At 44.2% G+C, this 15368-nt stretch carries 16 protein-coding genes; 6 read left to right on the top strand and 10 right to left on the bottom strand.

What is annotated here, in order from left to right:
- Positions 1–71: 71 nt before the first annotated feature.
- The 4 genes from leuB to leuC are packed head-to-tail and all read right to left on the bottom strand — an operon-like array spanning position 72 to position 3635.
- The gene (leuB, locus tag KS2013_RS04240; protein WP_068990192.1) at positions 72–1148 is read right to left on the bottom strand and encodes a 3-isopropylmalate dehydrogenase; all 1077 of its coding nucleotides are present in this window, start codon (positions 1146–1148) and stop codon (positions 72–74) included.
- The gene (locus KS2013_RS04235) at positions 1141–1542 is read right to left on the bottom strand and encodes a hypothetical protein (RefSeq protein ID WP_068990189.1); all 402 of its coding nucleotides are present in this window, start codon (positions 1540–1542) and stop codon (positions 1141–1143) included. Before KS2013_RS04235 ends, leuB begins: the two co-directional genes overlap by 8 nt.
- Positions 1543–1551: 9 nt before the next feature.
- Entirely contained in the window at positions 1552–2193 is a 642-nt protein-coding gene (gene leuD, locus KS2013_RS04230; protein ID WP_068990186.1) for a 3-isopropylmalate dehydratase small subunit, read from the bottom strand.
- Positions 2193–3635, bottom strand: a complete 1443-nt coding sequence (gene leuC / locus KS2013_RS04225; protein WP_068994393.1) for a 3-isopropylmalate dehydratase large subunit — start codon at positions 3633–3635, stop codon at positions 2193–2195. Before leuC ends, leuD begins: the two co-directional genes overlap by 1 nt.
- A gap of 135 nt (positions 3636–3770) precedes the next feature.
- Between leuC and KS2013_RS04220 the strand changes: the two genes are divergently transcribed.
- Both KS2013_RS04220 and KS2013_RS04215 read left to right on the top strand, forming a co-directional pair.
- Positions 3771–4634, top strand: a complete 864-nt coding sequence (locus KS2013_RS04220; protein ID WP_068990183.1) for a LysR family transcriptional regulator — start codon at positions 3771–3773, stop codon at positions 4632–4634.
- 37 nt (positions 4635–4671) lie between these two features.
- Positions 4672–5193, top strand: a complete 522-nt coding sequence (locus tag KS2013_RS04215; RefSeq protein ID WP_068990181.1) for an SRPBCC family protein — start codon at positions 4672–4674, stop codon at positions 5191–5193.
- Between the two features lie 41 nt (positions 5194–5234).
- On the opposite strand, the gene KS2013_RS04210 is transcribed toward KS2013_RS04215, so the two are convergent.
- Complete coding sequence (locus tag KS2013_RS04210; protein ID WP_068990176.1) at positions 5235–5438, bottom strand: DUF3185 family protein; 204 nt, start codon at positions 5436–5438, stop codon at positions 5235–5237.
- A gap of 43 nt (positions 5439–5481) precedes the next feature.
- Positions 5482–6714, bottom strand: coding sequence for a dipeptidase (locus KS2013_RS04205; RefSeq protein ID WP_068990174.1), 1233 nt, complete (start codon positions 6712–6714; stop codon positions 5482–5484).
- 92 nt (positions 6715–6806) lie between these two features.
- Between KS2013_RS04205 and KS2013_RS04200 the strand changes: the two genes are divergently transcribed.
- Together KS2013_RS04200 and KS2013_RS04195 are read left to right on the top strand one after the other, a co-directional pair.
- A complete protein-coding gene (locus tag KS2013_RS04200; protein ID WP_068990170.1) occupies positions 6807–7028 on the top strand; it encodes a DUF3820 family protein in 222 nt (73 codons plus the stop codon).
- A gap of 67 nt (positions 7029–7095) precedes the next feature.
- Complete coding sequence (locus tag KS2013_RS04195; protein ID WP_068990165.1) at positions 7096–8436, top strand: DEAD/DEAH box helicase; 1341 nt, start codon at positions 7096–7098, stop codon at positions 8434–8436.
- 211 nt (positions 8437–8647) lie between these two features.
- Here KS2013_RS04195 and KS2013_RS04190 read toward each other — a convergent pair whose 3' ends face one another.
- Positions 8648–8884 (bottom strand): hypothetical protein, encoded by a 237-nt coding sequence (locus tag KS2013_RS04190; RefSeq protein WP_068990163.1) that lies wholly within the window; start codon positions 8882–8884, stop codon positions 8648–8650.
- A gap of 3 nt (positions 8885–8887) precedes the next feature.
- Positions 8888–9979: a 4-phosphoerythronate dehydrogenase gene (locus tag KS2013_RS04185; protein ID WP_228703728.1), complete on the bottom strand. Its 1092-nt coding sequence runs from the start codon at positions 9977–9979 to the stop codon at positions 8888–8890.
- A 332-nt stretch (positions 9980–10311) separates the two neighbouring features.
- Here KS2013_RS04185 and folE point away from each other — a divergent pair, with 332 nt between their 5' ends.
- Positions 10312–10866: a GTP cyclohydrolase I FolE gene (gene folE, locus KS2013_RS04180; RefSeq protein ID WP_068990160.1), complete on the top strand. Its 555-nt coding sequence runs from the start codon at positions 10312–10314 to the stop codon at positions 10864–10866.
- Positions 10867–10871: 5 nt separating this feature from the next.
- Positions 10872–12764 carry a tRNA (5-methylaminomethyl-2-thiouridine)(34)-methyltransferase MnmD gene (mnmD, locus tag KS2013_RS04175; protein ID WP_068990157.1) on the top strand — a complete coding sequence of 631 codons (1893 nt, stop codon included), beginning with the start codon at positions 10872–10874 and terminating at the stop codon, positions 12762–12764.
- On the opposite strand, the gene KS2013_RS04170 is transcribed toward mnmD, so the two are convergent.
- Together KS2013_RS04170 and KS2013_RS04165 are read right to left on the bottom strand one after the other, a co-directional pair.
- Complete coding sequence (locus tag KS2013_RS04170; RefSeq protein ID WP_068990153.1) at positions 12729–13460, bottom strand: ABC transporter permease; 732 nt, start codon at positions 13458–13460, stop codon at positions 12729–12731. The genes mnmD and KS2013_RS04170 overlap by 36 nt on opposite strands.
- The gene (locus KS2013_RS04165) at positions 13457–15367 is read right to left on the bottom strand and encodes a monovalent cation:proton antiporter-2 (CPA2) family protein (RefSeq protein ID WP_068990150.1); all 1911 of its coding nucleotides are present in this window, start codon (positions 15365–15367) and stop codon (positions 13457–13459) included. Before KS2013_RS04165 ends, KS2013_RS04170 begins: the two co-directional genes overlap by 4 nt.
- Position 15368: the final 1 nt, after the last annotated feature.

The following is a 15368-nucleotide window of genomic DNA, read 5'->3' as shown; positions in this document are numbered from 1 at the left end:
GCTTTGCTCTGAATTATAGAGGTCCTAACAACTTATGCCAATGTTTTTACGTATTTTTACCTAAGTAAAACTTATGCCAATGCCTTCAGTACAGCGTCACCCATTTCTTTAGTAGAAACCAGCTTGTCACCGTCTGTGTGGATATCGGCTGTGCGATAGCCCTGATCCAGTACCGTAGAAACAGCCTGATCAATCTTATCCGCCAAAGCACCTTCACCAAAGCTATGACGTAGCATCATAGATACTGACAGGATAGTCGCCAGTGGGTTAGCCTTGTTTTCACCAGCGATATCAGGCGCAGAGCCATGAATCGGCTCATACATACCTTTACCGTTAGCGTCCAGGCTAGCCGATGGCAACATACCAATTGACCCAGTCAACATCGCTGCGCAGTCAGAAAGAATATCACCGAACATGTTACCTGTGACCATGACGTCAAACTGTTTCGGAGCACGTACCAGCTGCATTGCAGCGTTATCAACGTACATGTGAGACAGCTCAACTTCAGGATATTCCTTGCTCACACGATCCATCACTTCACGCCATAACTCAGTCGCTTCAAGCACATTCGCTTTATCCACAGAGCAAACACGCTTATCACGCAGCATTGCCGCCTTGAAAGCCACATGAGCAATACGCTCAATCTCACTTTCAGAGTATACGTAAGTGTTATAGCCCTGACGCTCACCATTATCCAAAGTACGGATCCCACGTGGTTGACCGAAATAAATACCACCCGTTAACTCACGCACGATTAGAACATCCAGGTCAGCAACCAACTCTGGTTTCAAGCTCGAAGCATCGGCCAACTGCTTATACAAAATCGCAGGACGAAGGTTACCAAATAACTCCAGCTCAGAGCGTAATTTCAACAACGCCTTCTCAGGACGCACTGAAATATCGTACTGTTCCCACTTAGGACCGCCCACAGCGCCTAATAAAATCGCATCAGCGTCTTTAGCCTGTCCTAAAACTTCATCCGTTAGCGGTGTTTCATGCGCGTCGTATGACGAACCACCAACCAACGCAGACTCATAGCTCACATCCAAGCCATGATTTTCAATCAACGCATCCAATACGCGTGTCGCCTGACCAACAATCTCAGGCCCGATACCGTCACCCGGTAATACCAATACTTTTTTAGTCATAATTAAACTCAATCTTGTCTTCGTTAGAATACTCAATAGCTGTATAAAAAGGGATATCTGGAGCTTTAAAAGTGAATTTATGGATCATTTCCCTCTCAAAGCACTTAACGAAAAAGCCATCACCTTGACGCCAAGCCTTATTTACAGTGCCATCAGTTTGCAGTTCAACAACAACCGTAAACTCTTCTGGTGGAGAACCGGTTTTGTTAATACAGCCACTGAATGTGTCAACAATGAACTGCCCCTGAGCTTGGAATAGATTAGCTTGTTCTGCCTCGCTCAGGGTCGCTTCCATCTGATGTGCTTTCGCTAAAGCCCTCTCAAAGTTCGTCTGGTCTACACTTGATGCTGATGCATCAAACATTAGCATCAAGAATACGGCCAACATCCCCATTTAGTAACCTTAGTGATTAAATAACCAAGGGGCGCGCTTCGCGCGTTCCTTCTCATATGCCGTAATTGCATCTTCCTGCTTCAACGTAATTCCAATATCATCCAGTCCGTTATACAGGTTATGCTTTCTATCTGGCTCCACATCAAAACTGATGACGTCACCGTTTGGCATGGTAATGGTTTGCTTTCCTAAATCGATATCCAGCTTAAAGCCTTCATTAGCCTCTGTCTGTTCGAACAAAGTGTCCATCGTCGTATGATCCAATACGATCGGCAAGATGCCATTCTTGAAGCAATTGTTAAAGAAGATATCGGCAAAACTTGGTGCGATAACCGCTTTAATCCCATAGTCTTCAAGAGCCCATGGAGCATGCTCACGACTTGAACCACAACCGAAGTTTTCACGTGCTAATAAAATTGAAGCACCTTTATAACGATCTTTGTTCATGACGAAATCAGGATTTAATGGACGCTTAGAATTGTCCATGCCCGGCTCGCCATGATCCAGATAGCGCCATTCATCAAACAGGTTAGGACCAAAGCCGGTACGTTTAATCGATTTTAAAAACTGCTTAGGGATAATGGCATCCGTATCAACATTAGAGCGATCTAAAGGCACCACTAAGCCAGTATGTTGCGTAAAAGCTTCCATTAGTGCACCTCCGATGCTTTTGCTAATTCTTTGTCTAACTCAAGTTCACGAACGTCAACAAAGTGTCCGTGTACTGCGGCCGCTGCGGCCATTGCTGGGCTCACCAGGTGAGTACGTCCACCCTGCCCTTGTCGGCCTTCGAAGTTACGGTTTGAGGTTGATGCGCAGTGCTCACCCGACTCTAGACGGTCAGCGTTCATGGCAAGACACATAGAGCAACCTGGCTCACGCCACTCAAAACCGGCTTCAACGAATATTTTATCCAAACCTTCTGCTTCCGCCTGCTCTTTAACCAGACCAGAGCCCGGTACTACCATTGCCTGCTTAATGCTTGAAGCAACTTTACGGCCTTTTGCGACAGCTGCCGCTTCACGTAAATCTTCAATACGCGCATTAGTACAAGAGCCTATAAACACTTTATCTAATGGAATCGAAGTGATTGGCATATCAGCTTTCATATCCATATATTGAAGCGCACGCTCAATACCTTCTTTCTTGACCGCGTTCGATTCTTTTTCAGGGTTTGGAATATTGCCCGTCACTGGCTTCACCATCTCAGGCGAAGTACCCCAGGTAACCTGTGGAATAATATCTTCTGCTTTTAGCTCAACCACACGGTCAAACTCAGCGTCATCGTCACTATGCAGCTCTTTCCACGCTTCCACGGCCATATCCCAGTGCTCGCCTTTTGGCGCAAAAGGACGACCTTTAACATATTCAATCGTCTTATCATCGACAGCAACCAGACCCACTCGGGCACCGGCTTCAATAGCCATATTACAAATCGTCATACGGCCTTCCATTGATAAGTCTTCGATAGCACTACCAGCAAACTCGATCGCATGCCCATTACCGCCAGCCGTTCCAATCTCACCAATAACAGCAAGAACCACGTCTTTGGCCGTAACGCCCGTACCCAACTTACCGTCAACGCGTACCAGCATATTCTTCATTTTCTTCTGGCGCAGACATTGCGTTGCTAGCACGTGCTCAACTTCTGACGTTCCCACACCGAATGCCATGGCACCAAAAGCGCCATGAGTTGCAGTATGTGAGTCACCACAAACCATGGTTAAACCCGGAAGAGTATAACCCTGCTCTGGACCAACAATATGAACGATACCCTGACGAACGTCATCCATCTTAAACTCTGTCACGCCATAGGCGTCACAGTTATCATCCAAAGTCTGAACCTGAATTCGAGAAACCGGATCCGCGATACCATTAGTACGATCAGTAGTCGGTACGTTATGATCAGGCGTTGCCAGATTGGCTTCAATACGTCGAGGTTTACGGCCCGCGATCTTCAAGCCTTCAAAAGCCTGAGGCGAGGTTACTTCGTGTAATAACTGACGGTCGATATAGATTAATGCAGAGCCGTCATCATTCTCTGCGACAAGATGGTCATCCCATAACTTGTCATATAGTGTTTTTCCAGCCATTGACTGCCTCATTTGGTCTCTTCACGTAAAAAATAAACGCCGATTAACGGCAAACTGGCTCTAGTGTAGAACTTATTATAGAATAACTCCAATTCATTATTTTTATAAAACCCATAACCATCAGGAATAACTCGTTTGGATATTGAATTACTTAAAACCTTCCTGACCGTTGCTCGGCTAAAATCTTTTACCTTAGCAGCGAAGGAACTGCAGATGACCCAGCCGGCTTTGAGTAAACGAATCAAAAGACTTGAGTCCATGGTTGATAGTCAGCTGTTTGACCGGGTGGGAAATCATGTCATCGTGACAGAAGCAGGACAGCTACTACAGCAACAGGCACCGCAAATCATCAGTGACATTGACGATACGGTTCAAAGTATTCGTGACCTCAGTGGAAAAGTAAGCGGGGAGCTCCATATTGGCACCAGCCACTATATTGGACTACACCTGCTTCCTCAGTATCTGGAACAATACGTCGATACGTTTGAACAGGTTGACATTAATGTTGAGTTTATTGACTCAGAACTAGCTTATGAGCGAGTCCTAAGTGGCGACCTCGAGCTGGCGCTTTTAACCTTTCCCCAGCAAAAGGATCCTCGCTTGCAACATCAACTCATATGGCGAGAGAAGCTGGCCATTGTGTGTCATCAGGACTACCCCCTGGCCTACGAAGCGAACCCCTTATCCAAACTAAATGACTATACCTGCATCCTCCCTCCAGGGCACACATTTCCCCGCGAATTATTTGAACTACAGCTTGAACAGGCTGGTATCGAACTTGGCAAGGTTAAAACCGCCAACTACCTTGAAGTCATAGCTAAATTAGTCGCCTGTAAAATGGGGTGGACATTATTGCCTGCACGCTTATTAACGCCACCACTAATTAATCTTTCAGGTGATGAATTCCTTTCCGACAGGGATATGGGTATTATCTATAGAGCCAATAAAACTTTGTCTAACGCTTCGCAGGAACTGGTTAAGCTGTTGCATGATCACTAGTTAGAAAACAAGCGTTTGAAACCGCAGAGGAACAACAATGAAGATCACTATTAAGGTCTTAGCTCTGGTTATCACTGTATTGACGCCTTTCATCAGCAAAGCCGAAATACTGTCACGAAGTGAAAGCCACTTTCATATCAAGTTTGAAGTAGAATTACCTCAGTCAGTCAGTACCACTTACGACCAATTCCTCAATATTGGCGAGTGGTGGCAGTCGAGTCATACCTGGTTTGGTGATGCATCCAAACTTTTTATCGAAACTAAAGCCGGTGGCTGTTTTTGTGAAGTTAATGGTGATAAGGAAGCCTTGCACATGACCGTTGCACACGTAAATCCCGGTAAGTCGTTGAAGATGCTAGGCGGACTGGGTCCCCTCCAGGGAATGGGTGTTAATGGAGTAATGTCCTGGGACTTCAGCCAGCTTGAAGAAAATAAAACGAAATTAACCTTAAACTATAGTGTTAAAGGTTTCACCACAGAAAACGTACAAACTATAGCTGAAGCGGTAAATAAGGTTCTTGCTACGCAAGTGAACGAACTTAAGAAAAAATTACAGTAAAAAAAGCCCGCATTCTGCGGGCTTTTGGCGACGGTGTAAGTTTACTTTTTACCCACCACTAACTGTAACAGGCCTATTAAGCCGACTGCGCCACCACCAATCATCAGCCAGGTGGCTTTATCAGAGAAAGAGCCTGTCAAAGTTTCTCTAACCTCTTCTCCAATGGACTGGCTCATGTTGTATCCCCAGAAAAACAAAGCGATACCAACAACTAATAAAACAACTCCAAAAATCTTTTTATTCATGTAATGTCCTCTTATTGTTTTAACTTAGTTAGCTGCTCAATCATTACTGACCAGCTAACCGCTCTACTTCACTCCATACTCGCATCAAGTTACCTGACAGGATCTTTGCAATATCCTGCTCAGAGTAACCACGCTCAAGCAAACCCTGAATGAGGTTCGGGTAAGTCGAGACGTCTTTTAAACCCGTTGGTAAACTGTCGCCGACACCGTCATAATCTGAACCAATACCTACATGGTCGATACCTACCAAATCAATCACGTACTCGAAATGGTCTAGAACGACTTCAATATCAGCATACTCAAATGGGTTCTTTTTACGATAGGCTGCAGCGAAAGTTTGTACCTGCTCACTCTCAGGGTCGAGGCCATTACTTTCGGCATAGTTAGCAACTGCTTCTTTGTAAGCATCATAATTTTCACGGGAGTCCTGAGAGACAAAAGTTGACCCGAAGTTAATGAAAATTACGCCACCTCTCTCAGCCATAGCCTCGATCATGTCGTCGTCCATATTGCGTTCAAAGCCCGGAGTGAAGTCACGCACTGATGAGTGACTGGCTATCACTGGAGCTCTGGAGACTTCCATCACGTCATAAAAAGCTTCGTCCGACAGGTGAGACACATCAACCATAATCCCAAGATGGTTCATCTCAGCGACAACCAAGCGCCCCACTTTACTCAAACCCTCATTTGGGCGAGCCTCGTCATAAGAAGAGTCAGATAAATGATTACTTCGCGAGTGAGCAAGCGTTATATAACGAATACCTCGGTCGTAAAATTTCTTAATGTTAGCCAAAGACCCTTCAATAGGGGAGCCATTCTCCATCCCCATTGGCAATGAAATTAGTCCCTTTTCAAAATTGCTCTGAACTTCTGCTGGACTTGTAGCCAGAGCAAATTTATCAGGGTTAGCTTTTACAATCGCTTCAACATCATCAATCAGCTTATTTGCTAGCTTGAAGCTTTCTCCTTCGGCTTCAAACTCGAGTTCAGCAGGAATATATATAGACATAAATGGTGCGTCTAGTCCGCCTGCAACCGCACGCGGATAATCAAAATCACCTTCCTCTGTTGCTTCACTAATGTCTTCATTAGAGTCATGTAAGCGATGAGGCACGTCAACATGAAGGTCAGCAATAATGTACTTTTTACTGATTTCCTGAGCCTGCTTCGCATAATCAGGTTCTGGCGCATCGTCACCTATCAATGGCATGCCGCCGCAAGCCGTTAGTCCTAAAACTGTCGCTGCCACTAAAGTTGTAATGAAGGTCTTTTTCATACTACTAGCCTTTTCAGTTATAATTCGAATAGCTAATCATCATAAAGCGATCAGCAATAAATGCAAAGCTGACTATTTCTCAAAAGACTGCTATGAATCAAAAATTACTGCTCGAAGCCATAAATCAAACAATGCCCTTTGGTAAATACAAAGGTCGTAAACTTCTTGAACTGCCTGAGCCTTATCTCGTCTGGTTCCATAAAAATGGTTTCCCTAAAGGGAAACTAGGTGAACAGCTGGCTTTGATGTATGAAGTTAAGCTCAATGGCCTGGAAGGTATGCTAAGACCTTTATTACAAAATCAGCCTAAATGATAACGCTCGTGGTCAGTTGATGTTAAAATCAGCAACAACTGACCCCATAGCCAATAAGAGATAGATCTTGAGCCAGCAAACCGTTTTCACACAACTCGACACCAAGCTAATTAAAGCCTTGGATGCGTTGAGCTTCAAAAAACCAACAGACATCCAGCAGGAAGCCATACCTTTTGTTCTTGAAGGTATGGATTTGATGGCAAGTGCAGAAACGGGATCCGGCAAAACGGCAGCTTTCTTGCTTCCAATTTTGGACAGGTTACTGGCAAAGAAAGCCCCCAATAGCGGAACCCGGGTACTGATCTTAGCTCCTACACGGGAACTAGCCCGTCAAATTCATAAGCAGGCATTGGAGCTGACGCAATTTACTGGCATTCAGTCGGGACTGATTACGGGAGGTCAAAGTTTTAGAGAGCAGCGAGCTGCAATGCGTAAAAATCCCGAAATTATTATTGGGACACCCGGCAGAATTCTTGACCACAGCCAGCAGGGAGCAACCGATTTTGCAGATCTGGAATACCTGGTGCTGGACGAAGCTGACAAAATGCTCGACATGGGGTTTAGTGACGATGTTATTGCCATCTCTAACTATTGCTCCAAAAAACGACAAAGCCTTCTTTTCTCAGCAACATTACAGGGTGCAGGAATTAAACATATTACCAATACCTTGCTGAAGAACCCTAGATCCATCACTCTCAATACTTACGAAGATGCACAGGCCAATATTCATCAGTCAATTATTCTGGCTGACGATTTAGAGCATAAAGAAAAACTTGTCGGTCAGCTATTACAAAACGAGAAGTATCGTAAAGCTGTCGTTTTCTGTAATACCAAGACCCAGGTCGAGCGTCTTAGTGGTTTACTCAGATACCATAAATTAAAAGTGGGACATATCCATGGTGACATCAAACAAGATACCCGCAACCATATTATGGTGCAGTTCCGAGATGGTAAGTTTGATGTGTTAATCGCTTCTGATGTCGCTGCGCGTGGCTTAGATGTAAAAGACGTTGACCTTGTGCTGAACTTTGACATGGCACAAAGCCTTGAAGACTATATTCACCGTATCGGCCGAACCGGTCGCGCCGGTGCTGAAGGATCAGCAATTTCACTGATTACCCACAAAGACTGGAACCTGATGGTTACGATACAGAATAAGCTGGGTGCAAAGTTCGAAGTCAGAACCGTACAAAATCTTGTTGCTAAATATCAAGGCCCCCAAAAGCTCAAAAAGAGTGGTAAAGCCGCGGGTAAGAAAAAACGCAAACACGCAGGAAAAAAAGGCATGACCGCCCGCGACAAAAAACGCCTCGCCAAAAAGCAAGATAAAAAACAGGACAAAAAGACACCAAATGCTGATGTAAAACCTAAGAAAAAGTTTGGCGGTATAAAAAGATCTGAAGACTAATTTAATCAAAACGAAACAGGATGTTTCGTTTGATGGCACGCCATAATATTTTAAGCTACGAGGGGAGCCTTTAGGCCTAAATATTTGGGGTGTCGTTTCTTTTCGCCCTTTTCTTTGGTAAGTGACCGTAGGAAATGCCCGTGGTACAAGAAAAGTGACATCACCAAGCAAATGCTAAATATTAAAAGCCAAACATAAATAACTGCTAAAGCTAACTCTTATACAAATCGTACAACACAATAAAGAAGCCACCAATCATACTAATAAGTCCTGCCACAATGAGAAAAATAGCTACTAAGCCCAAACCTGTCTGCATAAAACCTGACGGGAAAAAGGAAGCCAGAAACATTAATGGCAAACCGATAAAGGCGGTAAGAATAAAGCTTAGCAGAACAATCTTCCAGCCACGTTGTAGCTTCGCATTTAAAATATATTTAACTGGATTCATAAATTATAAGTTGTCCAAAAATTCGAGTCGTTGCGGATAGTTTTTTCTTAATCCATCGAATTGATTTTTAATATCTGACTTTTCCGTTCTCATTCGACTGTCATCTGCTTCCAAATCATAAAATGGTTTCAGAGTTTGGTATAAGTTTTTTAATAAACCATTCCATTGCCACTTTGGAGAGTCAGGCAAAAAGTCCTGAAGCTGATTGTCACCATCGACTTGTAACCAGCTATGCACGGCTCTGTATAACTGATAAGTGCCACGGATTTTACCCTCCTGCGAATAACCTGCGATATGAGGCGTAGCAACCAAAGTCTTGTCCATTAGCTCAATGTTAACATCGGGCTCACCTTCCCACACGTCTAGAATATAATCAATAGCTTTTCCTGAGCGTTTAATATCCAACGCTGCTTTATTATCCAGCACAGGTCCTCTCGAGCTATTAATCAGTAAACTCTCATCAGGCAGTTGCTTTAAGAAAGTTTCACTGATCAAATGATAAGTAGGATGCTCACCGTCTTTGACCAAAGGAACATGACAGGTAATCACATCGCACTTGCCTATCTGCGTAAGGTCGACGAAATCTCCCTGCTCATGCATTTCGGCCAGTGGCGGGTCATTAACCACATAGTTGATACCCAGTCGTTGTAGAGTTCTGGCAACGCGACTTCCCACATTACCAGCTCCAATAATACCTACCTTTACTGTGCTTAGATCTTTCTGACGCTGTTCGGCCCAGTAAGCAATACTGGTCAGAACATACTCGACAACACCCTGGGCATTACACCCCGGGGCACTTGAAAACTGGATACCCTGCGATGCTAAATAGTCTAAATCAATGTGATCGGTGCCAATGGTGGCGGTACCAACAAACCGGACCTTAGTATCAGCCAGCAACTTCCGGTTTACTTTAGTCACTGAACGAACCAGTAATATGTCAGTATCGACCAGGTCACTTTGGGTAATTTCCCTACCCGGTAAGCGTTTGATTTGAGAGGGTTTCCCATCAATACTTGCAAAAAGCTCCTCAACTAGAGGCATATTTTCGTCTGCAACAATATTCCACATTGGCGCTGGAGCGTGTTTATTACTCATAAATCGTCTCTGTTATGTCTAAAATAGTGTCAATTGAGGCGTAAGATATTAGGTTTAGTCACTCTAAATCAATATCTTGCAACAAAGAGTGACGCTATTTTAGCCGTAACCCTAAGGGCTGGGACTATTTTTCCGCCCTGCGTTGTTATCAAAAAGTGAAAATATGAATAACTATTCTTCACTTTTAATGCCTAGCAGGGCAAAAAAAGTAGCTCCCAGCAGAGAAAGTTTATGAGTAATAAACCCGCTCCTTACATAATCTTCATATTTATTTGGGTATTGTAGCGTTATCCATTAGAATTACGACTGAAATTGAAACGGGAAGTGGCGAGATGTCCGATAAATTAGCAAATTTGTACAAAGAAGTGTTGGTAGAACTGGGTGAAGATGTTTCACGTAACGGAATTTTAGACACCCCAACACGTGCTGCTAAGGCCATGCAGTTTTTGACTCAAGGTTATGAGCAGGATTTAAACACAGTAGTAAATGGGGCGATTTTCGATTCTGATAACGACTCCATGGTTATCGTTAAAAACATTGAGCTTTACTCAATGTGTGAGCACCATATGCTACCATTCATCGGGAAAGCTCATGTCGGATATTTGCCGACAGGTAAAGTTATCGGCCTATCAAAGATTGCTCGTATCGTCGACATGTTTGCACGCCGCCTTCAGATTCAGGAAAACCTGACAAAACAGATAGCAGAAGCGATTCAAGAAGTGACCGGTGCATCTGGCGTTGGTGTTATTATCGAAGCCAAACATATGTGCATGATGATGCGTGGTGTAGAAAAGCAAAACTCAGTGATGCAGAGCTCGACAATGTTAGGGCAGTTCCGCTCATCTCAAAATACCCGTAACGAATTTTTGACTCTGATCGAGAAATAACTTCAATGCACAATGCTTTTCTTGGCGTAAAGCCAGCTGTTATAGAGTGGCGACGTTTCAACCCGGAAAAGCACCAATGGCTTATAGCTGAAAGGCGTCATATTGATGAAGCTAATCAACAATTGGCGCCCTACTCACCTGATTTTGATGATATCTACTTTAATCCCGAAAATGGTATCGCTGAAAGCGAACATGTCTTCCTGCAAGGTAACGATTTAGAACAACGTTTCAACGATGTTCATCAAGACACAAACAAAAAAAGTTTCAACATTTTCGAGACGGGCTTTGGTACCGGTTTAAACTTTTTACTTACCGCCCAACTATGGCAAAGCACGCAAAACAAACCGAGCAACTCAGAACTCCACTTCTGGTCGGTTGAACAGTTTCCTATCAGTCCCGATGATTTGAGAACTATCTATCGCGTGCTAGGACTTGAATCAGAGCTAACTCAGTCACTGATCGAACAATACCCAGACGCCCTTCCCGGTGTCCATGCCATACCTGTCGCACCCGGCATTACGTTACATCTTGTGTTACTGCCCCTGGATAAAGCATTAAGGGAGATTGCAGTACCTGAGAGCTTTGCTTTTGATGCATGGTTTCTTGATGGCTTTGCTCCTAGCAAGAATCCTGAGATGTGGGCCAAGGGCCTGTTACACTTTATGGCGCTTAACAGTAAAAAGGGCTCTACGTTAGCTACCTTTACAGTGGCGGCGGTACTTCGTAAGCCTCTGCCTCACTATGGGTTTCGGATACAAAAACGACCGGGGTTTGGCCGTAAGCGCGAAATGCTTACCGCTACCTTTGACGATAAAGAGCTTTCGCCTCCAAAACCAACGTTGGCGGATGACTATGTTATTAAGCATTCAAAGGCCAACAAGGTTGCAGTTATTGGTGCAGGGTTAGCTGGATGCGCTACTGCTTATCAACTGTTGCAGCAAGGTATCGAGGTCCACCTTTTTGATAAAGAAGCAACTATCGGCGCCAGCGCAACAAACATGCCGTCTCTGGTGGCTCTGCCCATCATGTCCATTGATCACAATGCATACAGCCAGCTGGCCTTTACAGGGTTTGAGCATTTACGGTCATTTATCCGTCAATACCCAGGACTTGCAAAAAACCACTTTGCCCACCAGCTAAGCAATAAAAAGTACTCCCAGTTTCATTTAGAACAATATGAAACAACCTACTCGGCTCAGACATGGGCTAGCAGTATGTATAAATTCGAGCCCATTGCAATTGGTCAGACTGGTGTAGAAGGTTTAAAAATTCCAGCAATACAGGTCAATGGTCCTGAGTTTTGTCAGGTACTCATTAAAGAACTAGCCGAAGACAATATTCATCTTAATAATAAGATTCAAAACCCGGAACAACTGGATGGTTTTGACCATGTAATTATATGCAGTGGATACCAACTTCCAAAAATATCCCTATCACAGCAGCTACCACAGATTTCCCCTATGAGAGGACAGCTAACCACACTAAAAACAAAGCTGAGTCATCAGACGCCGGTTAATCATGATGGTCACTTAACTCACTTCGATAACAAACTGGTCATCGGGGCGACGTTTGAGCGCAGCAGTGATGACACAATTCGACGCGAGGATTCGCTGCGTAATATCGAAAAGGTGAATAAACGCTTTGGACTGGGTATTAAGGAGAAAGACATCGCCACGGAGCATCCGGGAATTAGAGCAACAAGCTATGACCGTTTTCCTTTCTGTGGTTATCTGACCCGGAATCAAAAACAATCAATTTGGGTTAATTATGGGTACGGCGCAAGAGGCCTCTGCTTTGCCCTGCTATGTGGTGAGGTTATAACAAATGCAATATTGGGCAATCCATCACCCTTAACCAAAACCTTACTCAGCCGAATAACACCCCGACGTACTTTTTAATTCGCGCCTGTATCGGCCCTGCAAGTACCATGCCGTAGAAAAGGCTGATGAGCACAAAATAGCAACCATGATAACGATTTGATAGCGCACTGCTATCAGAGGACTGACTCCAGATAAAATCTGCCCCGTCATCATTCCTGGCAACGCAACCAGACCAACCGCCAGCAGTCCATTAATCTGGGGAATCATGGCTGTATGAAACGCTTTGTTTCGGGCATGCTCAAAAGAATGCTCTGCTTTAACTTCAGTTTCAAAACGCTCCCCTGACAAGCTTAGACTATTCATCGTGTTGGCCAATAACATGCCCGCCAAGGGTATAACGTAACGCGGCTGATACCAAGGGGATAAATCGAGCACTAAAAAAATAACAATCGCTAACATGAAACCACAGCCGACTAAAAGAGCCAGGGCCAGATGCCCTATGTGAAAGATGCTTTTATCGCTCAATGGACGCATTGCAATCCAGCCTGCAGCCGTTAGCATGACAGCCATGACAGTAAGGCCTAACCAGGTGGCAGTTTCTTTGAACAAGTAGACTAGAACAAAGCCTATCGCAATCAGCTGACCGATCATTCGTAGAGTAGCAACCACAAGTTCCAGGCTGTTTGCTTTCCAGCTATAAAAAATTAATCCAACCAGTATCACAGGAACGCAGGTAATGATTAGCTCAAGGTATCCAATATCAGGAAGGGTCACGTTTCTGTAGTCCCTTTACTTTGTTCACTTTTATCAGAATTATTTTTAGTCTCTTCATCATCGTCCAAAGAGACGGGTGAGCTCCAGGAGCGACTCATTGCTGAACTGTCTGCCTGATCTGCCTTTAATACAGCTTCCAGCATTTCAGCCCGCTCTGCCGCCTCCATAACATACTGTTTATCATCACCCCATAAATCGGCTAACTCTTCTAGATGTTGAGAGTCATAATGATAAAAGGCAGTAGCAGTACGATGTGCCTGGTACTTACGGTAACCAAGCGCAACAAGAGCCTCTCGGCCTAAAATTACCGCAGAACCAAGAGTCTCACGCATGACAAAATTGGCACCGGCCTTCTTCTGTTCATAAGCCTCCCGGCGGCCTTTTGCCCGTGAAAATATCTTAAGGTGAGGAAAATGTTTTCGACACAACTCAATGACTTTCAGTGTTTTTTCCTGATTGCCTACCGCAATCACTATCATTTTTGCCGCGTCTGCTCCAGCGACCCTGAGCACTTCCTCGTTGGTTACATCGCCGTAGTAGGCTTTGGTTCCAAACCGTTTAACCAGATCAATCTGTACGGCATCATACTCCAGCAGAGTCGTATCAAAGCCCTGCGAACGAAGTATCCTCGAAACGATTTGTCCGAAACGACCATAGCCAGCAACTATAACTGGTGTTTCACCATCATCGACGTGATCATATGTGCGTTTTTCTTTTTCGTAAGATAACCTTGGGATGATTAGCTTCTCGCAGAAAATTAACAGTAGAGGAGTGAGAGCCATAGAAAGAGCGACGACTACCGTTAATATAGAAATTATCTCATTACTCAAAACACCGTTTAGCGATGCAAAAGAAAATAATACAAAGGCAAATTCACCGCCCTGAGCAAGAGCAAATGAGAACAGCATATTCTCAATCAAAGACATTTTAAACTGTTTGGCCAGCAACATCAGTACGGCAATTTTAACTACGATAAGAATGACTAGAAGCAATGCAATAAGACCCGGTGACTGCATTAGGATCTCTAAGTTAATGCTGGCACCGACAGTGATGAAAAATAGACCGAGTAACAAACTCTTGAAGGTTACCAACCCTACTTCTAACTCATGACGATACTCACTCTCGGCTAAAACAACCCCTGCCAAGAATGCACCAAGAGCTGGTGACAGGCCTACCATCTGCATTGCAATGGTAATCGTTATGACCAACAGCAAAGAGGTTGCGATAAAGATTTCTCTTAACCCTGTGCGCGCAATCCAGTTAAATAAAGGACGAACCAAGTAGCGTCCAATGATAATGATTCCGCTGATAACAACGAAGACTAAAGCGGCCTGTTGCCAGGCCTCCAGTTCTACATGGCCAATGGCAGTTGTCGTTTCAACAGGCAAGGTGGCTAATAAAGGCATCAAAGTCAGCATTGGAATTACTGCAATATCCTGAAACAGCAATACAGAAAATGCTGACTTACCCGCATCGGTTCTTAATAGATCTTTTTCAGATAAGGTCTGTAAAACAATTGCCGTTGAAGATAAAGCCAATATCAAACCAATGGCCAGTGACATTTGCCATGAAAGCTCGAAAAGGTAAGCAATAGCGGTGATCAATATAGTCGAGAGTATGACCTGAAGTCCGCCCAGGCCAAGTATGGGCATTCGAAGCTTCCAGAGCTTTTTAGGCTGTAATTCCAGACCAATTAAGAACAGCATCATGACCACGCCAAACTCTGCAAAGTGCATGATATCTTTTACATCCTGTCCTACCAGCCCCAGGGCAAATGGTCCAATAAGGATCCCAGCAATTAAATAGCCAAGTACCGAGCCTAGTCCTATATGCTTCGCAATCGGTACACCCACAACTGCAGCAAATAAAAAGACAAAGACCTGGTGAAGTAAGGTGGACTCTTCCATT

The organism is Kangiella sediminilitoris (genome assembly GCF_001708405.1).
GTDB lineage: Bacteria > Pseudomonadota > Gammaproteobacteria > Enterobacterales > Kangiellaceae > Kangiella > Kangiella sediminilitoris.
Note: the sequence above shows the minus strand (reverse complement) of the source record. Positions and strands in the feature narration are given on the sequence as shown.